Genomic DNA, 26,131 nt, shown 5'->3' with positions numbered 1-26,131 from the left:
TGCAGTGTGCTGCCCCGACTGCCGGGTGGATTCGAGTCGTCCGGATTGCGCATGATCGAATCTCTGTGGATTCGACGATGGGGCGCAGTGGTGTGGGGGACTGGCGGACTGATCCGACGGCGCGATGTGCCGTGCTCTGGTGGACGGGGCCGATGCGGCCGCGTTCGCGGGAGGCCCGTTCGACGTCCGTGCTGTGGTGCCGGCTACCCGGCCCGATACCAGCAACAGAGCGTTCCTCGACGATCTTCCGTGGGGGAATTTCCCTCATGGGGAGGAGGCCCGAGATGCCGTTCGGCAGCTGCACACCGCAGACGGGACCGCACGCCATGCGATGGCTGTACTGATCGGTATGTGCACCGACGACAGCCGGGCCGCCGCAGCTCTCGCCGTACCGTTCCTGATCCGGATCGCCACCGACCCCCACCATCCACACCGCGCTGACGCTCTTGGAGGTCTCGCCGCCCCGGCCCGCGCCCGTCACTTCGGAGGTGCGAGGCCGACCGACTCGGCTTCGGGACACCGATACCCGTTCCTGCTTCGGCGTGGACGTTTTCGACGGTGTATTCACGGACGTCGTCGCGAACGGCGTCGGCGTCCCTAATGGCCCGGGAAGGGCCCCCGACGAGGCATGGCAGCGGCTCTCCTGCGGCGACGGTCCAATGGACCGCGGCTGCACGGCTGGGCTGCCGCCCGACTGCCGGCGGTCCGGGAGTTCGACGGCGACGAGCCGACCCGGCAACGCTCGATGCTCGCCCGCCGCAGCATAACCAAGCCCGACGAACTGGCCTATTTCCTCGCATCCGCTCCCTTGGACGCCACCGTCGCCGATCTTGACCTGTCAACGTCTGCTCCGGCAGAAAGCGGTGCCAGGGCAGGCTGGGGCGGGCACACTGGGGCTACCGTCCGGTCGCGTCAAGTCGCTGAGCGCGCGGCCTGATGCAGGATCGGGAAGCTGTACCTAACCAGGGGGAGACAGGCGTGCGTTCCGCTGCCAAGCTGTCCGGTACCGCCGTGACCGAGTCCATCGACCGTGCCGTCGGGTGCCTGCGTCAGACCTTCCGCACGGCCCCGGACGCGGCCGGCTGGTACCACTACCTCGACGATCCGCAACCCGGCATCACCGCCTCCGCCGTCGGGCTGTTCACCTTCGGCCTGGCAGGGCTGCGTTTCGAGCGCTCCGCCGAAGTGGTCTCGTACCTCACCGGCGAGCAGCGCCTCTCGCCGGACGGCGGGCATGGCGGCTGGCCGGTGCGTACGACCAACGGCTTCCCCATAGGCGAGGCCACCGCCTGGGTGCTGCGGGCGCTCAGCCGGCCCGGCATCGCGCTGGGCTCCGGGGATTCCGTACGGCTGGGCATTGAATGGCTCCGGGCCCAGCAGAACGTCGACTTCGGCTGGGGCTCCTACCGCGGCCGGCCCTCGCGGGTCTTCCTCACCGCTCTCAACATGCTCGCCCTGCACGAGGCCGGGGCGGAAGGCGAAGCCCTCACCAATGCCCAGCGCTGGCTGATCGACGTACAGAACCCGCAGACGCCCGGCTGGGGGCCGCTCCCCGGCACAGAGCCGACCGTGGTCCACACCAGCATGGCCCTGATGGCGCTGTCCCGGATCCCCGGTGCCTTGAGCACCAACACCATGCGGCAGACGGCCGAGTGGCTACTGGAGCGGGTCGAGCCGGGGGTGCACGTCGAGCGCAGCACCACGGTCGAGGAGTACGACGTCCCCTTCGACGACGCCGGGACACCCGCGGTCTTCCAGAACTCCCTGCCGCACTTCGCCGGCCCGCTCGCGCTCTCCGCTATCTGCGCCACGGGCGTCGTCAACCCCCTCCAGCCCAAGGTGTTCAACCTGGTCACCGGCATTCTCGACACCCAACTCGAGTCTGGCTGCTGGGAATTGCCCCGTAGCCCCATGCGGCCCTCGGTGTGGGCGGTGTGGCCTTTCGTTTCGGCGCTGTCCGCGGTCCGGGGCGCGGTGCTCTCCACGCCCCGCAGCCGGGCGGATCTGCTCTACCCGGGTTGCGCCATCATCCAGAGCGAGGACCAGCCCCAGGACCTGACCCGCCAGTTGCTGATCCGCAACGCCTTCTTCGACTGGCTGCGCAGCAAGTGGCTCACGCTGGTGCTCTGGGTGGTCGCGCTCCTGACCACCGGTATCCCGGCCGTCCTTTTGGCGACTGGCCGCTTTTCCATGAAGGACTTCCTGACCGCGCTGATCCTGCCGATCCTGCTGATGGTGTTCCAGTACGCGTGGGACCACCGCAGGCCGCCGGCCCGGCCCCGGGGAAACCCGTGAGCGCGCCCGAGCGGACGCCCTCGCAATCCCGCCCCCGGCCGCACGGGCGGTCGGCCGCCCACGCACCCCGGGACACCGTGTTCGCCGCACCGCCGGAGCAGTGCGAGATGTGCGAGGAGGTCCGGCTGGCAGGCGCGTTCGCCACAGGCAACCCGTACCCGCTCGGCGCATCCGACACCGGCTTCTCCCGGCTGATCACCCGCACCGCAGCCATCGACGTGCTTTCCGGCCTGGGGTCCCTGCGCCCCGGCTACCTGCTGGTGGTGCCCCGGCGACACACCGCCAGCCTGGGCGAGCTGGCGCCGGCCGAGCTGGCTGAGGCCTTCGACCTGGCCTGGCAGTACGCCGACCGTGTGGGCCGGGAGCTCGGCAGCCCGACCGTGCTGGTCGAACACGGTTCCTCCGGGAGTGCGGCAGCCGGTCACCCCACGGGCCACGCTCCGGCTCACTCCTCCGGGGGCTCCTGCATCATCCATGCCCACCTTCATGTCTTCCCGCTTTCGGATGAGTCCCGGGCCGGGCTGTTCGTCGCTTCCGGAAGTCGCCGGACCACAGGCCTCTCGGACCTGATAGACACGGCGCACCGCAATCGGAACTACTACTTCTGCACCTGGAAACGCGACGAGGGGTACCTGTTGTCCGATCCGAACCTCCCCTCCCAGTACGCACGCCGCGTCTGGGCGGGAACCCTCGACGAGCCCGACCTCTGGGATTGGGCCGCCTTCCCGTTCCTGACCCACTGCCAGAAGACGGCCGACCACCTCCGGGGGCCCGCGGGCGACCAGGGTGAGACGGAGCGCTGGCTGCGCGAGACGTTACTGGCGTACGGGGCCGCCGCCCACAGTTACGCGGCCGGCACCCAGCAGTACGGGGCGGACTCCGCCCTGCCCGGCGAGATCGCCGACCTGGCCGGCGCCACTGACGGAACTGTCCTGGACGCCGGGGCCGGCGCCGGCCGGGACGCGCTCTGCTTCGCCCGCACCGGCCGCCGGGTGATTGCCCTGGACGCCTGCCTGCCGTTGCTGTCGATGATCCCGGATGACCCCCGACTCCGCCGGGTCGCCGGGGACGTGCGCGCCGTACCACTGGCGGCCGGGGCGGTGGGAGCGGTGTGGTGTTCGGCCGTGCTGCTTCACCTGCCACCCGCCGAACTGCTGCGCGCGCTGGTCGAGTTCCACCGCGTGCTGGGTAGCCGGGGCGCCCTGCACGTCTCGGTGAAGGAGGGCGACGGGCACGCCGCACTGCCGATGGGCGGCGAGAACCCCTTCTGCCGGCACTTCTTCTACTACCGGCACGAGGACCTGGCACCTCTCGCCCGTGAGGCCGGCTTCGAGGTGGAGCGCAGTTGGACCACGGAGGAGCGGGACTCTTCTTCCGAACTCCAGCAGTGGAGAAAACTCCGCCTCCGCCGCGCGACGTGAACGGCCCCGGAACTGCGGACACCCTCGCCGACGGCGGCTGCGGCACACTCCCGGTCCCGGTCTGCCCCCACCTCCACCTCCACCTTGAGCCAGAGGAACGTAAGCGCCGCGAACTTGGCCTGGCTGTTCGCGATTTCAGCTCCAGGGACCGGTTCTTCGCGGCGCACCGCACCGACCGCCCGGACCGGTCCCGGACCGGTCCGGGTGACCTCGGTCTGTTCCTCTCCCAGGTGCACGCCGAACAGGCCGCCCAAGGCGCGGACCACGTGGAACTGCGGCTCTCGCCGCGTCGGCTGCTGCTGGACGGGATGGCCTGGGAGGAGTTCACCAGCACTGCGCAGCAGGTGCTGGGGCCGCTGCGCGATCCCGTGGTTTCGGCAGTGCTGCTGGTGAACCGGAACAGCCCGGCCAACTTCATCGGGGAGCTGACCGACCGGATAGGGGAGCTGCCACTGGTCTTCGTGGGCGTGGACGTGGCAGGGGACGAGCAGGCCCACCCGGACGTCCGTCCCTTCGTGCCGCTGGCCCGAGCGGCGGCCGGCGCGGGCCTGGGGAGGACGGTGCACGCCGGGGAGTTCGGGACCGCGGAGCATATCTGGCGGGCCCTGGACCTGCTGGGCGCGGACCGGATCGGACACGGCCTGTCTTGTACCACCAGTGCCGCGCTGCTGCGCAGGATGGCAGCCGACGAGATCCTGGCCGAGGTGTCGCTGAGCTCGAACCTGGCACTGGGGGCGGTGCCGAGGCTGGCGTCTCATCCCCTGCCGACGGTTCTGGCGGCCGGCGTCCCGGTCTCCCTCAACACGGACGTGCCGCTGCACACAGGGCGCACCCTGGCGGACGAATTCAACCTGGCCGCGCAGGCCTTGAACCTCTCGGCCGGAGAGATCCGAGCGCTCCAAGCGCGCGCCGCCGCCTCCCGCTTCCCCCGCCGACCGGCCTGACGGACCGCCCGATCGGCGCAGGGCACGACGGCGCTGGGCGGGCTGAGCCGCTCGCTCCGGCCGCGCAGCACTGAGAGGTCATTCTGAGCCGGTATGACGGTCTTGTGGTCGCCTGATCGTGTGGGTTTGGGCGGTTCGGGCCGATCGGGCTGCTTGGTCCTGTTGGGCTGTCTGGGTGAGTGACCGCAAGCCTTGCAAGAGCGACCTGCCCGATGAGCGGTGGACGCTGATCGAGCCGGTGATCTCGGCGTGGAAGGCCGACCACCCGTCCCCGACGGGGCATCAGGGTCGGTACGAGATACGGGAGATCGTCAACGCGATCCTGTACCAGGGCAGGACCGGCTGCCAGTGGGACTACCTCCCGCACGACCTGCCGCCGAAGTCGGCCGTCTACTACTACTTCGCGGCCTGGCGCGACGACGGCACGGACGTGAAGATCAACGACCTGCTTCGCTGGCAGGTCCGCGAGAAGGCCGGGCGGTCGGAGGACCCGAGCCTGGTCGTGATCGACACGCAGAGCGTCCACGCGGCAGTGAACGTGCCCACCACCACGACCGGGAAAGACGCGGCCAAGAAGGTGCCGGGCCGCAAGCGCGGGCTGGCGGTGGACGTCCTCGGCCTGGTCATCGCCGTGACCGTGCTGGCCGCCAGCGCCCACGACAACGCGTTCGGCATCGCGCTCCTCGACCAGGTCGCCCCCATTGGCACTATCAAGAAAGCGCTGGTGGACCAGGGTTTCAAGAAGACCGTCGTCGAGCACGGCACCACGGTTGGCATCGACGTCGAGATCGTCGAACGCAACCCAACCGACAGGGGCGTCGGCTCCGTCCCGCAGGCCAAGAGGTGGATCGTGGAGCAGACGCTCGGCATCCTCATGCTGTTTCGGCGGCTCGTGCGGGACTACGAGAGCAGGCCGAAGTCCTCGGAGTCCAGGGTGCGCTGGGCAATGATCGACGTGATAGCGCGCCGCCTCACTGGCCAGACCACGCCCAGATGGCGCGGGTGAAGGCATGGATGACCAGGTCACGCCGCTTCTGGAGCGGATCGATGCACGCGAACGCGAGCTCGTCGGCGATGCAGCGCAGATCCGTGCGCAGATGGACGAGCTCACCGCGCGCCTGCGTGAACTCGACGAGGAGATCGAGAGCCTGGCCGTGACCCGCAAGACGCTCCTCGCCCTCCCGCCGGCGACCCCGGAGCCAACCGAGGAGCCGCCTGTCCTGCCGGCCCACCCGGCCTACCAGCAGATCCTCGACGTCTTCGCCGACGCTGCTGGACCGGTGTGTGCCCGCGACCTGTGCCAGGCCCTGGACCTCCCGCTCAAGCCGAAGAACATAGAGAGTACCCGGCACAAGCTCAAGCGCCTGGTCAGCCTGGGCGTCCTCGCCGAGACCGAACCAGGCCTGTTCATCCAGCGAGGCCCGTAGCAGCCCTCCGTTCAGGCCACCCGTCCGTCACGGCTGCCGCACTCGCCATCCGGCTCACGACGCTAGTGACCCGTCACGCGGAGCCACTGCATCGTTGTGACGAGCTCTTCGCCGAAGTCCTCGCAGAGCGCGAGCAACTCGCGACCCGTGGACGAGTCGAGCAGCCCTGCGGAAACGGGGAGAACCCCGAGAGCACCATGACAGGCGGTCTCGACAGCGAAATGGCGCAACGCGAAGTAGCCCTCGCTCGCCCGGTCCGCCAGGTCGGCGAGGTACTGGCGGTGGGCTTCCTCCGAGGGATGAGAGTAGAAGGAGCCCTCGACGAGACCGTCGAGGTAGTTCGCCAGGCCGGCCGAGGCTTCGACCACTCGCTCGACTTCGTCCACGCCAGCCTCGTCCAGCAGTTCGCCGAAGGTCAACAGGTTGCTGATGGTCTCCAACTGGAAGAGCTGGACCGTGTCCGGGTCGACTTCGGACGTGAAGAGCGGGGCCGTGCACAGCTCGGCGATTGCTCGCCGGTATGCGCGATCCGACTGTTCACCAGCGGGTGATGCTGCCAGTCGGAACAGCGACTCCAGCACGGACTGGTCGACGCCCCACTCTGCATCCAATTCGAACGCGAGTATCGGCGCGCGCCACTGCCACAGGGCCAGGACGGCCGCCTGACGCTGGTGAACGGGCTTCAGGCCCGCCAGTCCCTCGATCCGCGCCACGTTCTTGAGTCAGCCCTTCTGATCTACCGTCCCGCCCGACCTCTTTACCTCGGGACACTGTAGAAGCCGCCGAAGGACCACGTGACCACCAGGACGGTGCCTGGCACAAGCCAACTGCGGGAATCGGTCATACAGGTTCAGAATGCCCTCTGACAGCCGGCACGGGCGAGACATACCCCGGGGCTGCGACCTGGCACGGCCACACACAGAACGTGCGGCGCGGAGGTGACCACCCGGCCCGCGCGGAGCACAAGCTTCCACGGCTCTCCTCGGACGGCGCATACGACGTGCTCGCGCACGCACTCGCCCCTTGGCTTCCGCACTCATGAGGCGGGCATCGCAGGCAGGCGATATCTGAACGCGGCCCTGCCATGTATCCGGTGGTGGCGGGGGTAAAGGGCGCGCGAGTGGCCGGCCGAGCTGTACCGAGGCGAGGCAGGAAGGTGCAGGGAGGTGCGGCTGAGACAGGGGCCCGGTGACCGGTCACCGGACCCCTGTCACCGCTCCTGGGACGCTGGTGGATTCACCGATGGCAGCCCGTCCTGGTCCGCCGAGACTGCGGTCTCCACCCATTGGCACATGCATTCACGGAGGCACTCCATGCGCATACTTGCTCGGTTATCCCGGCGGTCCGTCACCGCCACCGCGCTAGGGGCGCTGCTCTGCGGCGCGCTCCTCGCCGTCGCCCCGCCGGCCGCCCCGGCCGCAGCTTCCGCCGCCGCGGCAGCGAGCCCAACCGTCACTGTCCCGCCCGCCGGCACGCACGGCTTCCCGTTCCTTGCCGCGGCGGAGGACCTCGGCTCGTTCGGCTACGCCGAGAGCGAGTACTTCATCTCGGGCACCGCCACGTCCTACGCCAAGTCGGGCCTGTGGACGTCGGACGGCCGATGGAACGTCCGAGCGTCGGGCACCGCCCCCTACAAGAGTCGCCTGCTGGTGCGCCGCCCCGTCGATCCGGCGAAATTCAACGGCACGGTGGTCGTGGAGTGGCTCAACGTCAGCGGCCGGCTCGACCTCTCTCCGGACTACTGGTTCGAGCGCGACGAGCTGCTGCGCGAGGGCTACGCCTGGGTCGGCGTCTCGGCACAGGCCGTCGGGGTCAACGGCGGACGGGGTGAGATCAAGGGCCTCAAGGGCTGGGACCCGGCCCGGTACGGCAGTCTGGTCCATCCAGGGGACGCCTTCGCCTACGACATCTTCTCCCAGGCGGGCCAGGCGCTACGCGCCCCTGACGGGCCGAACCCGCTCGGCGGGCTCGCGGTCCGGACGTTGCTCGCCGACGGCGAGTCGCAGTCGGCCGGCTTCATGACGACGTACGTCAACGCGGTACAGCCGGTGTCCAAGGTCTACGACGGCTTCATGGTGCACAGCAACAGCGCGATCGCCTCGCCCATCAGTGGCGTGCTCGCCGACACCCTGCTGATGCCGAACCCGTCGCGGATCAGGAGCGACCTGGCGGCGCCGACGTTCGTCGTGCTCACGGAGACGGATGTGCCGGGCGCCGCGACCGCACGGCAGCCTGACACCACCAGCGTCGTGCACTGGGAGTTGGCAGGCACCGCGCACGGCGACCAGTGGGCCTTCGACCTCGGCAACCCAACGGTACAGAAGTCCGCGGGTTCGGCCGCGCCGTCGACCGACTGTGCCGCCGGGTCGGCTCCGTTCAACGACGGGCCCGGCCACTGGGCGATGAACGCGGCGCTGCGCCACCTGGCCGTCTGGGCACGGGGCGGAGCGCGGCCGCCGAGCGGCCAGCCGCTGAGCACCGTCCTGCGTGACCCTGCCACCGGCCTGGCCACCGGCGGTGTCCGCCTGCCGGACGTCACGGTGCCCACCCGTACGCTCACCGGTTCGCGTGACACCACGGGGAGCGGCATCTTCTGCGGTCTGTACGGCGCCCGCGATCCGTGGAACGGCGACGCCGACGCCTGGGACCGGCACGACGACGGAGATCCGTCCGACCCCTTCTTCCCGGCCACGGCGGAGCCGCTGCTCAGCCGGCTCTACCCGACCCACGCCGACTATGTGGGTAAGGTGCGCGCGGCCGCGCAGACGTCGGTCGATGCGGGGTACTTGCTGCGGGAGGACGCGTCGGCGGTCGTTGCTGCCGCGCAGGACTCGGGAATCGGCGGCTGACCCACCAGCAGCCGGGCCGTCCGCTACCCGTGCCCCGCTATCATCGCGGCACGGGGTAGCGGTCGGCGGGCCCTTGGGCCCGCAGGTCGCGGAACCGCTGGCTGGAAAGTGCGAGCTCTCCGACACGCTCGACGCCCCGGCGGTTGCCGGCGTCATCCTCGATGGTTGCGCGAAGAGCGGCAATGAAGTCCGCGGTCGCTTTCCCCCTCTCCTGCTGGACGGCTTGTTCCCCCGGGTTGAGGAGGAGGGAACGAAGCCGGTTCTCGCCGGGGGAGAGCGCGACGGCCACGGGATTGGAGGCCAGTACGCCGAAAACGTCCTCGACGCATGCGGGGATCTGAAGGTGGGCGAGGAGCTGGTGCACCCGAGCCGGCGCGATGTCGGCCCAGCGAGGGCGGACGCGGCATGCGGCCCCGTGCCTTCGTGCCGACGGGCGCAACCGGGAGACGGACTGTAAGTTGAAAGGGCGGGACCGCTGGGGGCGGAAGGGAGTGGTCACCGGTGGCATCGGCGGTTGATCACGCGGCGCTGTTCGCCGCTACTCCGAGCCCTTATCTGGTGCTGGGTCCGGACCTGGTGATCGTCGATGTGAACCGGGCGTACCTGGTGGCCACGGGGCGAACCCGTGAGGACCTGATCGGCCGGCACGTTTTCGTCGCGTTCCCTGACAACCCCGCCGACCCGGACGCGGACGGGGTCAGCAACCTTGGTGCTTCCCTGCACCGGGTGCTGTCCGGCGGCAAGCCGGACTCGATGGCTCTGCAGAAGTACGACATCCCCGTCATGGGCCGGCCAGGAGTGTTCGAGGAACGCTGGTGGTCCCCGGTGAACACCCCCGTCCCGGGCCCGGACGGACAGGTTGCCTACATCATCCACCGGGTCGAGGACGTCACCGCGTACGTCAAAGCCCATCAGGTCGCCCACCCTGCCAGCATCCGGGTGGGCGAGCGCCTGGAGAGCGCCCAGAGCCTGGAAGCCGAGCTGTACGCCCGAGCCCGGGAGCTGCAGCGGCTCAACGAGGAGCTGCGTCAGGCCCACACCCGTGAACGCGAGGTCGCCGTCACCTTGCAGGAAGCCATGCTCCACGCGCCCGACCTGGACCATCACCGCGATGTCGCGGTGCGCTACCTGCCCGCGGTCGGCTCCCTCAACGTGTGCGGCGACTGGTACGACGTGGTCGACATTCCGCCCGACCTGCTCGCCCTCGCCGTCGGCGACGTCATCGGGCACGGTCTTCAGGCCGCCGCCGTCATGGGCATGCTTCGCAGCGCCCTGTCCGCCACCATCCGTGCCGTGCAGCGCCCCGCCCAGGCCTTGGAGGTTCTCGGCCTGTACGCCCGGTCGGTGGACGGCGCTCTGGGCACTACGGCCGTCAAGGCGATCATCGACAGCCGCAGTCGCCTGATCACCTACAGCAACGCCGGCCACCCGCCACCCGTGCTCGCCCACCCCGACGGCAGCTGCGAATTCCTTGACCAGGCCACCGACCCGCCGCTCGGTGCCCGCCCCTTGCACGTCCCCCGCCCGCAGGCCAGCTTGGCCTACAAACCCGACGACACCTTCGTGCTGTACACCGACGGACTGATTGAACGGCGCGGCGAGGACATCGACATCGGCCTGCGCCGCCTGACCGACGCACTCAGCGACTGCAGCCGCCTGGGCGCCGAACAGGTCGCCGACACCGTCCTGGCGCGCCTCGGCGTCGCAAGCGGCGGCCGGGACGACATCGCCCTGATCATCGTCTGTCTCTGACCTGCCCGGGCTTCTGAGCCCCCGCCTTCCACCACAAGCAGGACCCGCGGCATTCACCCAGTTGCGCTGGGCGCCTCGGGGCGCCCGTCCGACGTAGCGGCGGACTCCGTACCGGTCCAGGCCGCTTGGGTTCTTCGCGCCCTGGAGACACTCCTCGATCTTCCAGCGGGACCCGGCGACCTGAGCGAGATCGGCCACGGTGGAGTCCAAGGGCGCGGATGCGAGGAGGTAGGCGAGCTCGTCGGGCTTGTGATGCTGCGGCGGGCAAGCACCCAACGTTGCCGGGTGGGCTCGACGCCGTCGAACTCCCGTACCGCCGGAAGGCGGGCAGCAGCCCAGTCGTAGAGCCGAGGCCCCTTGGCTGTGAACGTTCTCGTCATTACCCAGGCGTAGTTCGCGCAATTCGCCACCTGGTCATCTGGCGTGGGGCTGGGCATGACGGGGGCCGCCGGCCGGGCAGCTGCCCTCTGGCAGACTAGGCGGCATGGGATTGTTCAAGCGGGTCGGCACGTCGGAGAGTCCTGCTCAGGGAGTGGATCCGGCTGACCTGAGCACGCTGCTGCTGCAGGGCGAAGAGATGATCGAGCAGCTGGCTCGGGCGCACGTGTCCTGGGGGCTGGGCTCGGCGGACAGCTGGGGCCTGGACCAGAGGACGGGCCTCATCACGTGGACCTTCCCCGAGAAGACCGCGACGGCGCCCGCGCAGATTCTGGCCGGCTTCAGCCCTTCGTCGGGCTCGTGGCTGTGGGCCTGGGCGAACGAGAGCGTCCTGCCGGAGATGAGCCGCGACGCCCGAACCGTTCGGGACTGGGGAGAGGAGCACGGCCATCACGCTCTGGCCCAGCCGAAGGTCGACGCCGACGAGCAGGCAGCGGCAACCCTCGCGGCCCTGGCCGTCCGGATCACCAGGGCAACCGGCTTCTACCGGGGTCCGGGGGCCAGCTCCGCCGCGATCATCACCTTTGGGCCGGTCACCCTGACCGCTGCGGATGGCAGCACGTCAACGTTCCACATCAATATCGACTAGGCCGTTTCCTCCGGGTCATCACTTGCCAGATCTTGTGATGCACCGCTCGACCGTGTTCCGCTGTTCGTACGTTGCGCCCGCGCGGAGGCCGGAGGGCGCCCACCGCGGCTGCCAAGCCGTTGGCGATTCGCTGTCCGGTCTGCGGGTTGAGGGGGCACCGCCCGGATCCCGCGATGTCGGGCCCACTGCGCATTACTCAACGACATGCCCCAACGAACGACTCATTATCTGCCGAGGCAACGGCCGCCCGCTGTTGCGGTCAGATGGGCCGCAGCACCTGATCAGGCTCTTCGGAAGCAGCCCCGGCGTACTCTGCGAAGTTCACGTTGCCGAGCGCCAAGTCCACCTGGACGCCGTGCACCGCGGCGGGCATGGCTCGAAACTCCCTGGGCTCCGGCGACTCGATGAGTTCCCGGTAATAGACGGGGTCAAGACCACTCACGTCCTCCCGGGCGGTCGACAAAGCCAGCAACGCCCGCGTCGGCGACTGCATCGTGTTGCGGTCAGCGAGGAAGACGACAATCAGCTCCTCATCCACCACGGCGGCAAAAACCTCATCGGTCGTTGCTCCTGACCAAGCAGGCGTTTCGACCAGCTGCACTGTTGAGGGAAACTCACCGACAGGCCCCCACGGCCGGTGCAACTCCCCAACTACCGCGTTCCACGACTCGTCGTCGCTGAAGTCGGTCCTGATGACGAGAACGTCGAAGAAGTCGCGTCCGATCTCAGGCAGCACTCGCTCAAGGTTCTCCGGCAACGTCATGCCCAGGACTCTCCCATGCCGCACGGACATCCAGCTCCTGCGGGAGCGATCCGAAAGCATGCGGGGCTCGCATCGGGCGAAGCGACCCGCGATGAGACCCATGGCCGCCGCGAACAACTCCCGCCGAATGGGGGAGACTACGCTGTCCTGAGGCCACCGTCCTATCGTTTGTTTCACACGACTCATGATCATCAATGGTCGCCGTGCTCATCCACCCACCGGACCCGGCCAGCACCACCACGCACTACGAGCGTTCGGTGAGCAACTCCGCCAGACGGTCGGCGAATGCGGTAAGCCAGTCCAGCCGTGGTCCATGGCGGGCGATACGAAAACCGTGGCGGCGGCCCCAGAACGCAGCCTGGACGGCATGGAACTGGGCCCACTGCTGGACGCGTTCACGGTCGAGTTCCGCCGCCTCGGCAAAGACATCCAAGACGCGATGGACAGCCTTGCGCAGGTCATCCGCTGCGAGGAGCGTCCGCGCGCGGGACTTAAGTAGCGTGCCGCCGTCGTAGGCGGGATCTCCCGCATATCCCTTGGGGTCGACAGCCAGCCACGGCTCCCGGGCGGCACGCAGGATGTTCCGGGCATGGAGGTCGCCATGGATGAGGGTCTCCGGCTGTGCCCGACCCAGCTCCCGAACGGTCGCCACGGCAGCATCCAGCACCTGACGCGGCAGCGCATGCGGCAGTTCCTCGGCGTCCTTGCACAGCTGCTCCTCCCAGACATCGGCCTGCTCACGCAGCCGGGGCAGGCCGGGCGGTGCGGGAATGGCCAGGCGGCGATTGAGCCGCCCGGCGACCGTCACCACCTCGTCGCCGTCCTCAACCTCCGCAAGGGTCGACGGCTGAACCCGCTCCAGCAGCATCGCGAACCGCTCCTCGTCGCGCTCATGCAGCAGGACGGCACCGCAGCCACCCCACGCAACGAACGCATCCGGCTCATGGACGTTGCCGGGATGTGGAAATGACACCTTCAGCACGGCGCTCTCCTCAGCCCGCCTCCGTACCGGAACGATGACGCCGACGCCCCCGTGCATGACCTCGCCATCCGGCACGCACTCCCAGTGCCCCAGCAACTCCTCCACGATCCCGGGCAACTCGGCGAGCCACGCCACCCCGTCCTCCCCCTCGCGGTCGACGGTGCTCTGTACGAACTCCTCGGGCATCGCGATCATCCCGGCACCCTACGCGTCAGCCCGCCGCGGCCACCAAGCCCAGGCCGGCCGCTGCCCGGCAGACGCGCTGTACGAAGATCGCGATCTCCAGCAGGAGTACTAAGAAACGATCAAGGTTGTGCGCTCGGGCCAGGGCGTTGAAGCCGTCGAACGTGGGTAGTGTCAGCCCGGCACCCGAGGTCCTACTGCGCTCAGATCAACAGTCGAGGCAAGGGCTTGGCCCATCCTCGGGGGCCCGTACGCAATCGCCTGTGGGGCTAATTGCTGCTGGTTCGAGGACCCGGCACAGCCGCTGTGTCTCAAGCTCGCCGGGCACCAGGCCCGCGGCAGCTCCCTGACAGGGCTGAGTGACAGCTCCCGCTGCCCGCAGGCCCCCACCACATCGTTCACCGATCCGTCTTGCAGATGACGACCGACTACGGCGTCGTCCTGATGGCAAGCCCTCGGATTCCACCCGCGGAGAAGGCCCGGGTACGGGTCGAGCACGAGCCGTCCGGGCGGGGTTCCCGAAGAGATCGACACGGCAGCCGGAACGGCCGGATCACACGACACTGAGCCACCGACAGCGCGACCGGATCGAGCGGCGCACCCACGCGCCCATCGATCGGCTGCTGGCCGGGCAGATCCCTCCCGACGGCACCTGCGACGTCAAAACGCTTGCCCGCGAGGCGGCCATCTCCCGCGCGCCCCTCTACCTGACCTGGGCCACCTCAAGAACGAGTTCGAGCAACGGCGGGCAGCCGCCTGGGCGGGGGGCCGGCAGCCAGACCCGCGCGAGACCCGCATCGCCCGGCTGCGTGATCTCAACCAACGGCTCGCCGGCAAACTCGCCCGCACCCACACCGAGCTCACGCAGCTCGAGGGACGTCACCGGCACCTGCTGTGGGTCCTGGCGGCCAACGGCGACGCGGTCCATCGACTCCGCCTCCAACTGGGCACGTTCACCGGTAAATCTCCGGCTCCCCTGAGCAGCTCACTCGCTGCTCAGCGCGTCCGCAGGAAAGCAGATGAGTGATGGTCCCGTCGTCCTCGGCAATGTCTCGGACGTGGCGGAACCCGAGCTTACGAAGGGCTGCCAGCGAAGCAACGTTCGGTTCTGCCACAGTCGCGTAAACCTGCTCCAAGTTCAGCGTTTCAAAGCCGTATGCGGTGACTGTCTGAGCGAGCTCAGTGCCAAGGCCTCGCCCCCACACCTCCGGGGCGAGGCCATACACCAACTCATGCCCTTCGACGACTTTCGCCGGCTTGATCTCTGCATGACCCACCATGCGGCTGCCCTGGCGGACGGCCCAGACGTCGAAATTCTCACTTTGATAGGCATGCGTGAAGATCCGGGCAAATGTGGCGCGATATTCGGCTTCGGGCCAGGGACCGTCACCCATCCACCGGGAAACCTTGGCGTCCATGAAGAGCGCTACGAAATCGTCCTCATCAGCAGGTACGTAGGCTTCAAGCAACAGCCGATCGCTGCGCAGCGGGGGAGTCATGACGCGCGAGGCTACCCGTCATCAGTGGCTCGCAGCAAAGGATTTACTACCACAGCCAGCGCCACGGCACACGATCCACCTACCACTCCCAGGGGTGCATGGCTGGACCGAGCGTGGACGGCGTCAAACCGAGACGTCCAGAACCTGAGGCAAGCCGCTGTCATCAGCAACCGACCGCCGCGTACCGAGACACCTGGATGGTGGACACGGCCTTTGCCACGCTGATCCAGTGGTCACAGGCAGGGTGCCGTTCGCCGAAGGTGGCCGGCAGGGCCGAAGAGAGCCAGGCGCTCGGTGCTGAGGGGCAGACGGGTCATGCTGGGGGTTCTCCTGATCTTTGGCCTCCTCAGGCAGGCCGGGGAGCAGCGACAAACCCCGCTGGGCAAGTTGCTCACGGAGTTTCGCCCGACGGGTGCCGACCCGAGGCCGGCGCCACTGCTTGCGCAGCGTTACGGATGCGCGCTCGGGGCGTTCAGTGGCAGTCGAAGCGCCAGTCCCAGGGGAGGCCCGGACACTGCCGGCAGTGGAAGAAGTAGATGCCACCGCAGTCACCCAACTGGATGTCGCCGGTGATGGTCAGGAGGTGTTCCATGCGATGCCCGCTCGCACAGCTCGGCCAGTACGCCGGCTGTGTCCAGGCGGGCCAACCGCCGACTTTCGTAGCGATGACGTTGGAATCAGGCGGCCGAGTGGAATTGGCCACCGGCAACCCGAGACGAGGTTCCGAGGTCTCCCAGAAGCCCTCCGGCAGATCGGACCACCTCGGAAAGTCCTCTACGGTGGTCGGGGACAGCGTGGAAGGCTCCGGCATGTGGTCCTCGTCGAACTCTCCTTCACCCACCCCGGGTATCTCCTCCAGCAGCCCGATGGACACGACCTCTGCCTCACTGCGCCAGAACAGCCGGGGCACCACCGGCCCCTGCTCCTGCTCGTGTATCAGTGCACACCACACCAGCTGAAGCAGATCCTTCCCCTCCGGAAACTCCAGTCCGGGCACATCCCGGGCGAAGAGCTGAAGGATCGGGACCATCGGCACTTGCCCCGGAACGATCTCGGTGCGATTGCGCCAGTCGGTTCCGAACGTCCAGTGGTCCTCCTGCGCGCAGTGCGGCCACGGCTCATCGGTGGGCCACAGCAACACGCCTCCCAGCGAGCTGTCCCGCACGCCCGGGTTGCCGGCCTCGGGGTTGAGCACGACGGCGTCCCGGGCAAGCTGCGCGTACTCCGGTATCAAGGCGCGCAGGTCCTTCGAGGGCGGTTCGGGAGTGTCTTGGGGCATCGTGGTTCCTCACGAGTACAGAGATCGACTGGACGCTGCGGGCAGGCTAGTACCCGCCACCGACACACGCTCCGTTACAGGGGCCGCGTACCGCGCTCAGCCGCCGCACTCCCCGCTCCGCCGCCAGAACGGTGTGCCCAGCGGTGCGCCGGGTCGACGCTCAGACCCCCGGCCTCGCCCCCTCCGCGTCGGCCAGGTCCGGCCCACCTGCCAGGAGCAGACGACGTCTGTAGGCGGCGGCCCGAGGCGATGGTCTGCTGCCACGCGACTGCCCCGGCTCGTACCTGACTGCTGCGCGTAGTAGCGCCACGATGTGGATCGCCGGGGGCCGGGGTGCCCGAGACCGAAACAGGACCGACATCGCGATTCCCGGCAAGCGTCCGACAACCGGGACCGATCTCCCGAACGCCGGAAGTCCTGACGCGTATGCGGCCGTCGAGCGTTCCCGCGCCGCCGCCGGAGCGACAACTGAGGCGGAAGTACGCCATGCCGCAGGAACTATCGCGTATGTCGGCAATGAGCGAGGCCGAAAGACGCCGAAGATCCCGCCAGCTCCAGCTGCCGGGATCTTCATGTTGCCTGTGACGGCATGTGCGGAGGTCCTTCCCACTCCGCCCTGCGTGTGGTGATTCGCTCCTGCACCTCAGGGTCCATGCGCCGCCTGCCCGCGGAATGGATCAGTGGTGCCCTGCACCCCTGCTGAGGGTCTTCAGGAGCGCCTGTGCCATGGCTTCCTCGCCCTTCGCGTTGGGGTGGGCCGGAGCGGCGGGCGCCGAGGGGCGCAGCGGCTCGATCCACCGGTCGGCGGGTGCCTTGCACATGTCGTGGCCCACCGTCGGTCCGTACGTGTCCACGTAGTCGGCCCGGTTCAGCAGCGCCACCGCGCGCAGCATCAGGTTGAGGCGCTTCTCCGTGTCCCGCAGGTACGGGAAGTCCTTCGCGGCGAACGGGACGTTGGGGTAGCAGCCGGTGCCGTCGTCGGGAAGGAGGTCCGGGTAGCCGACGACGACCACGCGCGCGTGGGGGGCCTTGTTGTGAACCTCCCGCAGTACGCGAGCGACCTTGGGCGCTGTCTGGAGGATCCTCAGCGACAACTGGTCGTAGCCTGAGGCCCTGTAGTACTGCTCACAGGGGTTGCCAGAGAGGTCCTTGGCGCTGAGGCCGGCGCAGGTGCCGATGATGGAGCCGAAGCCGACGTCGTTGCCGCCGATCTGCAGGGTCACGAGGTCCGTGTCGCTTTTCACCGCGTCCAGTTGAGGTCCGTTGGTGCCCTGCGCCTGCCACATCTCGGCGGTCGTCGCCCCGCTGCAGCTCACGTCGGCGAACGAGGTGACGTGGCGCTCGCGCGCGGCGATCGACGGATAGTTGTGGTCGGAACGGGCACAGTTGGCATCGATCTGAGTGGGTATCAGGGGGCCGGAGGTGTAGGAATCGCCCAGCGCCACGTAGGTGGAGCGGGGTGTCCCGTGCGCATCCCCCGCCGTGGCCGTGGCCGAGGCCGTGCCGGTGAAGCCGACGGTGAGCGCGCAGCTGCTCAGCGCGGCCAGCGTGATGGCGGTGCGTCGCTTGGATACGGTCTCGCCCGGACGCGTCCGATGCATCATCATGCCCTCCCCAGAAAATCCGACAATCCGCGGACGGGCAGCGGTGACCAAGGCGCACGGGACATCAGAAGGCACCCGGACCCTCGGCGACTCGCGCTCGGCGGACCCAACCTCGCCTGTATACCGGCCAGTAGGCCGTGAGACCAGTGATCGGACGAACTCAGCCCGACCAAGGGACCGCGGGCGCCCCGGCGGCTACGTCCGTGAGCAGGTGTGACCAACACCCCCTCCGTCACCCGCACCTGCTGTGAACAGCCTGGTCGGCGCTCCGTAGGTCCTGTCCGACAGCGGATCCGACAAGCCATTCAGGCGTGACGGTCATGATCGACGACTGGAGTACGTGACTGTCATCAGCACAGGGCGCTCGCTCGGTGAGCGAGCGCATGAACACCGCGGTCGCACTGTCGGGCGGTGTCGACAGCGGAACGGTGGCCAGCCTGGCCGCTGGCAGTTGCACGCTGCCGGCCGTCACCTGCACCGACGCCGGCATCGGCCGGCAGGGCGAGGTCGTCGATGCGAGCGGACTGCCGCCGCAGCGCCGCACTCCACCTACTCCTGGGTGGCCGTGGGGCCTGCTGGTCTTGACCATCTGGCCCGCGGGCCGACCACCGCTGCGACGGCCCGTGGTGCTGCGGCCTCGACCACCGCCATCCCGTAGATTGGTGCCGTCGCTCTGCCACCACCCACATGCCCGGTCGGAGGCCACGCCAGGGCCCTTCGACCGCAGCCCGGCAGGAACCTTCGAGGCGAACACCGGGTCAGCGGTGCTGCCACACGGCCTTGGCGCCGGAATCACCGATCCGGTAGACCTCCGCTACCGCCCCCACCCCCACGACCAGCGCCGCCACCACCGCCGCCACACGTACAGCCACGGTGGTCAAGGACACCCGATTCACCCACGCCCACTCGCGTCCGCCACCCTCCCGCACGAGACGGCGCAGGAAACCGCGATGCACCACCCACAGCACCACCGAGACGGCGAAGACCCCCACACTCCAGGGCAGCAGATCTCCGCCCATCTCCGTGTGGAGCTCGACCGCCGCGGTCTCCGGCACCCGCTCCTGCAACCACTCCCCGGCACTCGTGGACAGCTGCGCCGATACCAGCGCCACCAGCGCCAGTAGCGGCAGCACCACCCCAGCCCTGCGCATCACCGCGGGCCACACCGCACATGCCACCAACAGCAACGCCGACAACGGCACCAGGACCACCACGGTGTGCACCCACAACGGATGCGCCGGGATCCCATTGATCGTCGTGTTTCCCACTTCGGCTCCAGGATCGGCGGGGATGTACGGTCACCGTAGAAGGCTCACCGCGGGCACCGGCAGCGGCACGCACTCCCGTACACCCGGACGCAGCACAGCTGGTGCCTCGCCACCCCTGCCCGCGCCCGTAGACCACCGAGATGGGCCCACGACGGGGCGGCCCGCCCGGCCAGCTTCCAGGCAGCCCTGCGCGTGGTCCAGACCGGCCGGGGGCGGCTTCCCGCCCCGCTGCCCCGTCGACGCCGTCCAGCCCGGCAGGCGGCCCCAAGGTCCACCCCGCCCGCACTGGCCAACCTCGACACCACCCTGCACGGCGAGGCCTCGCCCGCGCCCGCTGCTTCCGCGAAGGCGTGACTGTCCTCCTGAGGATCGTCCCGCCGAGGCGGTAGGCGACCAGGTCGTTCGCCGGCGACCAACAGCGGGGCGGCGTCAGCACCCAGCGACTCGGCAAAGGCCGGACCCGGATGCAGCAACGCCCGCACGGGCCGGCGTTGCTGCGGCGACCGCCCGGAGGGGGCATCGGCGCCCTGCCCGACGACGCAGACGAGCCGTATGGCATCGCCGTCCCACGACTCTGCTCGCCTGGGCAGCTCCGCACGGCCAGCGGCAGTCAGGCCTGCACGGTGGCGCTCGAGAAGACGGCTGTCGCGGCGAAGGCCCTCGGGGACACCGTCCGGCCAGTTGCCCTCGACCTGTCGGACGAGGGGTCGATCCAGGCAGCCGCGGATCAGGTCAGGGCCGCCGGCAGGCTCGGCCATCTCGTCAGCGTCGCCGCGGAACGGGCCAGCGGGCCGGTCGCCTCCCTCGAGCGCCGCGCGCTGCTCGCGGCCTTCGACGCCAAGGTCCTCGGACCCATACTGCTGGCCAAGCACTTCGCCCCGATGATCGCCGAAGAATGATCGCTGCTGTTCTTCTCCGGCCTGGGCGCGTGGCGGCCGTCACCGGGAGGCGTGCGATGGCAGCCACCAACGGCAGCGTCAGCGCGCTCGCATCCGCCCTCGCGGTTGAACTGGCACCCACGCGCGGTAACACCATCTCGCCCGGAGTGATCACCACCAGCGCGTGGAACACCGCCGCACCCGACAAGAACGAACTGTTCCAACGCGTCGCGGCCTCCGCGCCGGCGCGCCGTGTCGGGGAGCCCTCCGACGTCTCGGCCGCCGCCCGCGCACTGCTGACCAACCCTTTCATCACCGGCGAGACCCTCCACGTCGACGGCGGAGCGCGCTGGGCCTGACCCCCGGCGCGGGCGGCACAGGCGCGTAAGAGCGACAAGCAGGTCGCGTCCCCACCACATCTGTCACGACTGAGGAACGAGATACAGCATGAGTAACCACAGGAGACAGGAGTGTCCGATTCCGCCCGGGCTCCCTCTCCCCGCGGCACCGCATCAGGCAGTACCCTGCCCGACGACCCGTCCGCAGTCAGCACCACCCAGTCCGGCGGCAGGGTGCACGGTGATGTTGATCCTGGAGGCGCCCAGGACTTGCGCCTGGTCAGACGGAGCGGCGTAGCGGGAGATCGGGCACTTTGACGCGGCTGGGGTTGACACGCGCTCGACGGGGCGGGAGCGCTGACCAGCCGCAGAACCTTGCGGCTTCCGCAGATAGGTCACTGGGGGAGTGCAGCGGCCTCGCCCCGGCCGACGCGCCGACGACGGGTCACCATATGCCCGCGCCGGTGGGCCCCGTGGCGCAAGCCACGGGTGGTGCATGATCCGGGCAAGGCCCTGCTGGATGTCGGGCTTGGAGTCGCTGAAGCCCGCCACTGGGAGCCCGAACGGCTTCACCCGCGGTGGTTCTCTGCCGCTGCTGAGCTGATCTCCACCGGCCGCCGCCGCTCGCCCCGCTTCACCGCCCGATGGCCCTGGACGCCTGTGATCACCCCGCCCCGAAAGGACCGCACCTCGCCAGCACGAGGCCCCCGCCAGCGAACCGACGAGGACTCATGAACGATCGAGGCCAGAGTGATTTTTGACCTTCTCGCCGGATGAGGAATGGAGTGCATCCGTGGCCTTATTGGCCCGAGATGACGTTCTTGACGTGCGGGTTTCCTTCGACAGCTTCGCCTTCCAGGAGTCGGACGAAAGCTTGGTCCCGGTGGCGTACAACGAGGCATGTGAGCAAGACGGCTTCCTGACCGCGCACGCGCGCAGGATTGATGTGTACAGCGCCGCCCATACGCACGACGCCGAGGTGCGAGTGAGGGTCTGGGACGCTGAGCCAGAGACGGTTGGCCAGCCTTGGGACAAGTTGGAGGAGGTCGACTTCGATTCGGCCAACGGGGATGTTGCGATCTGGTCGACGGTCTATGGCCGCTGCCTGATCTGATCAGCCTGGGAGCCCTGGGCCGGTGGCGGGTCCGGGTGACGTGGTCTGGCCGAGCCGAGGCCAAGCGAGTGTCCGAGCAAGAAGGGGTCGCCTACGGCATCGACAAGCACGTCGTCGACTTCTGGTTTCAACGATGACGAAACGGGCTCGCCCCAATGCCTAAGGGCTGTCCCGCAATTCCTGGCGGGCGCACGACGACAGCTACGGCACCTCGCCGCGTTGTCGAAACGCCCGAATACATCCAGTATGCGGGCGCCTCTCCGCCTTGCGATACACCGCATCTGACGCCGCACGCTGATCCACCAGGAATTGCGGGACAGCCCTTAGGGGCGAGCCCGCACGTTGGTCAGCCGAACTTGACGATGAAGCCGTCGTCCGGGCCGTCAATCATGCGGTTGTTGGTGTAGAAACCGGCAAGCAGGTTGCCGGCGGCGCCGTTCTGCGTTCTGTCCAGGGGCATCGCGGAGTAGTTGTTTCTCTCTACGTGCACGTCGTACTTCTCGATGGCGGATCCCTGATAGGTGGGCGCGAAGGGGAATCCTGGCGGGCCGTGCCGCGGCTCTCCCGTCAGCCGAACTCCGCTACGTGGTCGATGACCCACCTCGCGAAGGTGCCAGCCGGCCGGCCGGTAAGGCGCTCAACATGATCGGTGGTGCGATTTGACTCCAGTCGGGACACTGAGGCAGCCAGCAGCGCCTCTACCAGTCGCTCAGGACGACCGTCTGCCAGCATTTGTGAGCGAGCGAGATCAGCGGGAAGTGGCTGGAAGCTCAGAGGGCGTTGGAGTGCGGCCCCGAGCCGAGCGACCTGGTCGGCGCGACTGAGCACCTCAGGTCCGGTCAACACGTACGGGCTGAGATCCAGCTGGGCATGGTGCGGCGCGAGCAATACGGCTACCGCCGCATCGGCGACATCGCGTTCGTCGACGACGGCTGTGCGCGCGACGTCCGAGCCCGCGATCACGTTGCCCGCGCGCAACTGTGCAGCCCACCCACGAGCGTTGGACGCCAGTGTGTCGCTGCGCAGTACCACAGGTCGCAGCCCGGCATCGCGCAGCAGGACTTCCATGTCAGCGTGCACTTGAACGATGGGATCGCTCTGGCGGTCGGCTTCGTCGTCTATGGCTGTAGAGGACACGTAGACGACACGGGGCGCCGCCGCGATGAGTTCCGCGACCACTGGGTGGGCGGGGGAGGAATCGAGCAGTGGCCAGATGAGAAAGACAGCGTCGATGCCCTGGAGCGCAGCGCGGAACACCATGGGGTCCGTGAGGTCGCCGACCACCGACTCGACTGCGGGGCGGGGGCCGGTTTGATGGCGCACGAGGCATCGCACGCGCGCGCCGTGTGCCTGGAGGCGGTCGGCGACCTCACGTCCGAGGTTGCCGGCCGCGCCGGTGACCAGGATCGACGGACTGTAATCGGTGCCCATGGGGCGATTGGTGTCAGGCATGATCGAGACGCTAACGGTTCAGGTCGACATGAAGGCAAGGCGCGTGTGATGCAGACGATCGGAGAAGCAGCCGCAGAACTCGGCATCGAAGCTCACGTGCTGCGGCACTGGGAAGATGTGGGGGCACTCACCGTGCGCCGCGATGGCAGTGGCTACCGCATCTACGACGACAACGCTCTGGAGCAGGCACGCACGGTGCTGAAGCTGCGTCGCGTCGGGCTCTCGTTGCCAGAAGTCATTGCCGCCATGACGCCGAAGAAGCGGGCAGCACAGGCGGTTGTGAGGGCGAAGATCGCCGCACTCGAAAGTGAGGTCGTTCGCACACAACAGGCCATTACCTTCCTGCAGCACACCGTTGAGTGTCGGCATCGATATCTCGATGACTGTCCGGACTGCGCGCACTTCGTCCGTGAAGCCTGAACCGGCCTCCCGCCGGAAAGCTTGTGCGCCGAGTAGCCCCCTTCGGCCTTTCCTCATGGCCCAGTCGTGGCGTGTTGGCCGCGCCGCCGTCATCAATGTTGAAACCCAGAGCCTGAACACAAGGACTTGACTGGGAACACTACTCCGTGCCGTAGTTGATCAACCCGGCGGTGCACAGGGTGGCGGCCAGCAGGGTGCGGTGCGTGCGGGCCTGGGGGGCTGATCGAGACGGCGTCCCTGTAGCAGGCGTCGTCGCTCTCTTCGAGGCTGGCGTTCACGCGCGTGCCCATGTCGAGTTCGGTGCCGTCGGCGTTCACGAGGGTGAGGTCGACGGCGGCGCCGGCGCGGTGCGGGGCGATCTCCGGCGGGGACACGTACCGGCTAGGCACCTCGGATTCCTGATGCGAGTGGGGTGTTGGGACCATGGTGGCTGTGTGGGCCGTGGGGATCTGACGAATGCGGAGTGGGATGGGCTGGAGTCGTTGTTACCTCCTGGTGGTGCATGTGGTGGCCGGTGGAGCGATCACCGTCGGGTGATCAACGGGGTTCTCTCCCGAGTGCGGACCGGTGTGCAGTGGCGGGACTTGCCAGAGCGGTTTGGGCCGTGGGAGACGGTCTATGAACGGCATCTTCGCTGGTCAGCTGACGGAACCTGGCAGATGCTGCTGTCACGCATCCAGACAGCTGAGGACGCCGAGGGTGGGATCGACTGGGACGTGTCGGTGGACTCGACAGCCGTGCGAGCACACCAGCACGCCGCCCGCGCGAGGAAGACGTCCCCGGTCACCGTTCCTCAAAGGGGGGCCTCGCGGGGGACGAACCAGGTCGATCCGGTACTGCGGAAACTGGCCGCCCGGCTGGAGGAGGTGGTCAGCTCGGCGAGTGTCTGGAACGTTCCCGCGGCGGATTCACCGCCAAGATCCACCTCGTCGCCGACCTTAGCCTTCGTCCTGACACCCTGACACCCTGACACCCTGACACCCTGACACCCTGACACCCTGACACCCTGACACCCCGACACCCCGACACCCGGAAACTACGGTGATGGACCCCAGCTCGAGCGGGTCCTGGAGCAGGTATCGGTGCCCCGAACCGGAGTGGGCCGCCTCGCATCCGGCCCGGCCGCGTCCTGGCGGACAAGGCCTATACCTCCCGAAAAAGCCGCCGCTACCCACGACGACGCGGCATTGCGCACACGATTCCCGAACGTCTCGACCAGCAGAGAGATTGCAAGAACCGAGGGTCCCGAGGCGGTCGACCCACCGGTTTCGAGCGAGCGCTACAAGAAGCGCAACACCGTCGAACGCGCCATCAACCGCCTCAAGGCTCCGCGCCGTCGCCACCCGCTATGAGAAACGCGCCTACATCTACCTCGGCACCATCACGCTCTCAGCCCTCGTCATCTGGCTCAGGACATGATCCGAGAAACAGTGCCTGGAGCGCAGGCCGGCGGCGGGACAGAGGCACGCCGGGGAGCCGTATTGGGGCGCGGCTGCGGTATCAACCGGAACGAGGCCTCGGGGGCGGCACAAACAGCCTCCCACCCACTCCCAGCACGGCGGGCAGAAGAGGCCGGCCGACCAGGAGCGGGGTGTTCACGAGGGGGCCTGATCAGCGGCGTGCCGACACCGAACCGCTGACGATCGCTCCCCATCGACCACTGATCGTTTTCTGAGCGGAGCGCTGCTCAGCAGTCGTAGCGGTGGGCGTACGGCATGTCCGGGCACTCAGGGCAGACGAAGAGGTACACGCCGCCGAGATCGCCCATGTCCATCCCGTGGCCGATGCTGTCGACGACCACGTGGTCAGTCGCGGTCCACTTGCTCGGATCTGAGTTCTCTGGTCCCTGTTCGTCGAGCGGGAACCAGCGCCCTTGGGCCGGTTCCGAGGCGGTGATGCTGAGAAGGTGGTCCATGCGCCGGCCGCAGCAGCAGTCCGGCCAGTCGGGCTGCTGGAGCCAACCCGGGTACCCGCCGACCTTACTTTGGACGGTGACGGCCATCTCGTAGTACGAGAAGCCGAACACCTCCTCGATCTCATCGAACCATTGGCTCAGGTTCTGGGCCAGACCTCCCGGCAGGTCCCCATTCGGATACTCCACCACACGCGTCGGCGTCACCGTGCCTGATCGGGGCACGAACTCCTCGTCGTACTCGTACGGCAGCGGCCGGTCCGACAACACCAGACCCGCTGAGGCCGTCTGCTCGCTGCGCCAGTACACCTTGGGCAGCGCAGTCCCGGCCTCGTCATTGTGAATCAAGGGGCACCACACGACCTGCAGCACGTCCATGCCCGCCGGGAACGGCAACTCAGGCACATCCCGTGCACAGAGCTGCACCACTGGCACCATCGCCACTGGCTCAGGCCCCACGACCTCGGTAGGAGTCCTCAGCGGCTTCCAGTGCCCCGGCTCGGCACACGGCGGCCACGGCTCATCGGCCGGCCACAGCAGGGGCCCGCCGATGGAAGTGTCCCGCACACCGGGTTCGCCACTTCGTGGATACAGCAGGGTCGTTCTTCGTCCGAGGCCCGCGAGTTCCGGGATCAGCGATTCCACGTCGAACGGCAATGCGGGGATGCGGTAGGGCAAGATGCATTCCTTCTCGGTGATCAGGTCCGGGCGTCCCCCAGCGACT

24 protein-coding genes and 2 pseudogenes are annotated in these 26,131 nt (G+C 68.5%); 13 read left to right on the top strand and 13 right to left on the bottom strand.

The features are described 5' to 3' along the window. Window positions 1–978 precede the first annotated feature (978 nt). From OG538_RS00405 to OG538_RS00385, 5 genes are all read left to right on the top strand, one after another. A complete protein-coding gene (locus OG538_RS00405) occupies window positions 979–2,295 on the top strand; it encodes a prenyltransferase/squalene oxidase repeat-containing protein (protein WP_406088949.1) in 1,317 nt (438 codons plus the stop codon). Beyond that, window positions 2,292–3,716, top strand: coding sequence for a methyltransferase domain-containing protein (locus OG538_RS00400; RefSeq protein ID WP_406088947.1), 1,425 nt, complete (start codon window positions 2,292–2,294; stop codon window positions 3,714–3,716). The genes OG538_RS00405 and OG538_RS00400 overlap by 4 nt, the downstream gene beginning before the upstream one ends. Beyond that, complete coding sequence (locus OG538_RS00395; protein WP_406088946.1) at window positions 3,713–4,660, top strand: hypothetical protein; 948 nt, start codon at window positions 3,713–3,715, stop codon at window positions 4,658–4,660. The genes OG538_RS00400 and OG538_RS00395 overlap by 4 nt, the downstream gene beginning before the upstream one ends. A gap of 175 nt (window positions 4,661–4,835) precedes the next feature. Continuing rightward, the gene (locus tag OG538_RS00390; RefSeq protein ID WP_406088945.1) at window positions 4,836–5,666 is read left to right on the top strand and encodes an IS5 family transposase; all 831 of its coding nucleotides are present in this window, start codon (window positions 4,836–4,838) and stop codon (window positions 5,664–5,666) included. Window positions 5,667–5,670: 4 nt separating this feature from the next. Beyond that, entirely contained in the window at window positions 5,671–6,087 is a 417-nt protein-coding gene (locus OG538_RS00385) for a hypothetical protein (RefSeq protein ID WP_406088943.1), read from the top strand. Window positions 6,088–6,149: 62 nt separating this feature from the next. Here OG538_RS00385 and OG538_RS00380 read toward each other — a convergent pair whose 3' ends face one another. Beyond that, a complete protein-coding gene (locus tag OG538_RS00380; RefSeq protein WP_406088941.1) occupies window positions 6,150–6,800 on the bottom strand; it encodes a hypothetical protein in 651 nt (216 codons plus the stop codon). 600 nt (window positions 6,801–7,400) lie between these two features. Here OG538_RS00380 and OG538_RS00375 point away from each other — a divergent pair. Beyond that, a complete protein-coding gene (locus OG538_RS00375) occupies window positions 7,401–8,936 on the top strand; it encodes an alpha/beta hydrolase domain-containing protein (protein WP_406088939.1) in 1,536 nt (511 codons plus the stop codon). Between the two features lie 40 nt (window positions 8,937–8,976). Here OG538_RS00375 and OG538_RS00370 read toward each other — a convergent pair whose 3' ends face one another. Then, a complete protein-coding gene (locus OG538_RS00370; protein WP_406088937.1) occupies window positions 8,977–9,300 on the bottom strand; it encodes a hypothetical protein in 324 nt (107 codons plus the stop codon). 137 nt (window positions 9,301–9,437) lie between these two features. On the opposite strand from OG538_RS00370, the gene OG538_RS00365 reads away from it, so the two are divergent. After that, window positions 9,438–10,688, top strand: a complete 1,251-nt coding sequence (locus OG538_RS00365; RefSeq protein ID WP_406088935.1) for a PP2C family protein-serine/threonine phosphatase — start codon at window positions 9,438–9,440, stop codon at window positions 10,686–10,688. Window positions 10,689–11,172: 484 nt separating this feature from the next. Further along, window positions 11,173–11,715, top strand: a complete 543-nt coding sequence (locus tag OG538_RS00360) for a DUF6882 domain-containing protein (RefSeq protein WP_406088933.1) — start codon at window positions 11,173–11,175, stop codon at window positions 11,713–11,715. Between the two features lie 259 nt (window positions 11,716–11,974). Here OG538_RS00360 and OG538_RS00355 read toward each other — a convergent pair whose 3' ends face one another. From OG538_RS00355 to OG538_RS00325, 7 genes are all read right to left on the bottom strand, one after another. Beyond that, the gene (locus OG538_RS00355) at window positions 11,975–12,478 is read right to left on the bottom strand and encodes a DUF6924 domain-containing protein (RefSeq protein WP_406088931.1); all 504 of its coding nucleotides are present in this window, start codon (window positions 12,476–12,478) and stop codon (window positions 11,975–11,977) included. A 244-nt stretch (window positions 12,479–12,722) separates the two neighbouring features. Continuing rightward, the gene (locus tag OG538_RS00350; protein WP_406088929.1) at window positions 12,723–13,655 is read right to left on the bottom strand and encodes an aminoglycoside phosphotransferase family protein; all 933 of its coding nucleotides are present in this window, start codon (window positions 13,653–13,655) and stop codon (window positions 12,723–12,725) included. A gap of 691 nt (window positions 13,656–14,346) precedes the next feature. Further along, window positions 14,347–14,526 (bottom strand): hypothetical protein, encoded by a 180-nt coding sequence (locus OG538_RS00345; protein WP_406088928.1) that lies wholly within the window; start codon window positions 14,524–14,526, stop codon window positions 14,347–14,349. 70 nt (window positions 14,527–14,596) lie between these two features. Further along, on the bottom strand, window positions 14,597–15,142 hold the full coding sequence (locus tag OG538_RS00340; RefSeq protein ID WP_406088926.1) for a GNAT family N-acetyltransferase: 546 nt from the start codon (window positions 15,140–15,142) through the stop codon (window positions 14,597–14,599). Between the two features lie 472 nt (window positions 15,143–15,614). After that, window positions 15,615–16,421: a hypothetical protein gene (locus OG538_RS00335; protein WP_406088924.1), complete on the bottom strand. Its 807-nt coding sequence runs from the start codon at window positions 16,419–16,421 to the stop codon at window positions 15,615–15,617. A 677-nt stretch (window positions 16,422–17,098) separates the two neighbouring features. Next, window positions 17,099–18,025, bottom strand: coding sequence for an SGNH/GDSL hydrolase family protein (locus OG538_RS00330; RefSeq protein ID WP_406099922.1), 927 nt, complete (start codon window positions 18,023–18,025; stop codon window positions 17,099–17,101). Window positions 18,026–18,783: 758 nt separating this feature from the next. Beyond that, a complete protein-coding gene (locus OG538_RS00325; protein WP_406088923.1) occupies window positions 18,784–19,293 on the bottom strand; it encodes a DUF2231 domain-containing protein in 510 nt (169 codons plus the stop codon). A gap of 623 nt (window positions 19,294–19,916) precedes the next feature. On the opposite strand from OG538_RS00325, the gene OG538_RS00320 reads away from it, so the two are divergent. From OG538_RS00320 to OG538_RS00310, 3 genes are all read left to right on the top strand, one after another. Continuing rightward, window positions 19,917–20,192: an SDR family oxidoreductase gene (locus tag OG538_RS00320; RefSeq protein ID WP_406088921.1), complete on the top strand. Its 276-nt coding sequence runs from the start codon at window positions 19,917–19,919 to the stop codon at window positions 20,190–20,192. After that, complete coding sequence (locus OG538_RS00315) at window positions 20,189–20,530, top strand: SDR family oxidoreductase (RefSeq protein ID WP_406088919.1); 342 nt, start codon at window positions 20,189–20,191, stop codon at window positions 20,528–20,530. Before OG538_RS00320 ends, OG538_RS00315 begins: the two co-directional genes overlap by 4 nt. A gap of 772 nt (window positions 20,531–21,302) precedes the next feature. Then, a complete protein-coding gene (locus tag OG538_RS00310) occupies window positions 21,303–21,623 on the top strand; it encodes a hypothetical protein (RefSeq protein ID WP_406088917.1) in 321 nt (106 codons plus the stop codon). Between the two features lie 346 nt (window positions 21,624–21,969). Here OG538_RS00310 and OG538_RS00305 read toward each other — a convergent pair whose 3' ends face one another. Then, window positions 21,970–22,113 carry a hypothetical protein gene (locus OG538_RS00305; RefSeq protein ID WP_406088915.1) on the bottom strand — a complete coding sequence of 48 codons (144 nt, stop codon included), beginning with the start codon at window positions 22,111–22,113 and terminating at the stop codon, window positions 21,970–21,972. A 77-nt stretch (window positions 22,114–22,190) separates the two neighbouring features. Further along, the gene (locus OG538_RS00300) at window positions 22,191–23,075 is read right to left on the bottom strand and encodes an NAD(P)H-binding protein (protein WP_406088913.1); all 885 of its coding nucleotides are present in this window, start codon (window positions 23,073–23,075) and stop codon (window positions 22,191–22,193) included. Between the two features lie 48 nt (window positions 23,076–23,123). On the opposite strand from OG538_RS00300, the gene OG538_RS00295 reads away from it, so the two are divergent. After that, complete coding sequence (locus tag OG538_RS00295) at window positions 23,124–23,495, top strand: MerR family transcriptional regulator (RefSeq protein WP_406088911.1); 372 nt, start codon at window positions 23,124–23,126, stop codon at window positions 23,493–23,495. Between the two features lie 142 nt (window positions 23,496–23,637). Here the strand turns inward: OG538_RS00295 and OG538_RS00290 are convergent. Further along, a pseudogene (locus OG538_RS00290) lies at window positions 23,638–23,881 on the bottom strand (dipeptidase); the annotation flags it as partial. A 48-nt stretch (window positions 23,882–23,929) separates the two neighbouring features. Here OG538_RS00290 and OG538_RS00285 point away from each other — a divergent pair. Further along, window positions 23,930–24,914, top strand: a pseudogene (locus OG538_RS00285) (IS5 family transposase). Between the two features lie 268 nt (window positions 24,915–25,182). Here the strand turns inward: OG538_RS00285 and OG538_RS00280 are convergent. Then, window positions 25,183–26,085, bottom strand: a complete 903-nt coding sequence (locus OG538_RS00280; protein ID WP_406088909.1) for a hypothetical protein — start codon at window positions 26,083–26,085, stop codon at window positions 25,183–25,185. Between the last annotated feature and the right edge of the window lie 46 nt (window positions 26,086–26,131).

The organism is Streptomyces sp. NBC_01013 (genome assembly GCF_045162765.1).
In the GTDB taxonomy this organism is placed as follows: Bacteria; Actinomycetota; Actinomycetes; order Streptomycetales; family Streptomycetaceae; genus Streptomyces.
This window is presented reverse-complemented; position numbering and strand designations above follow the sequence as displayed.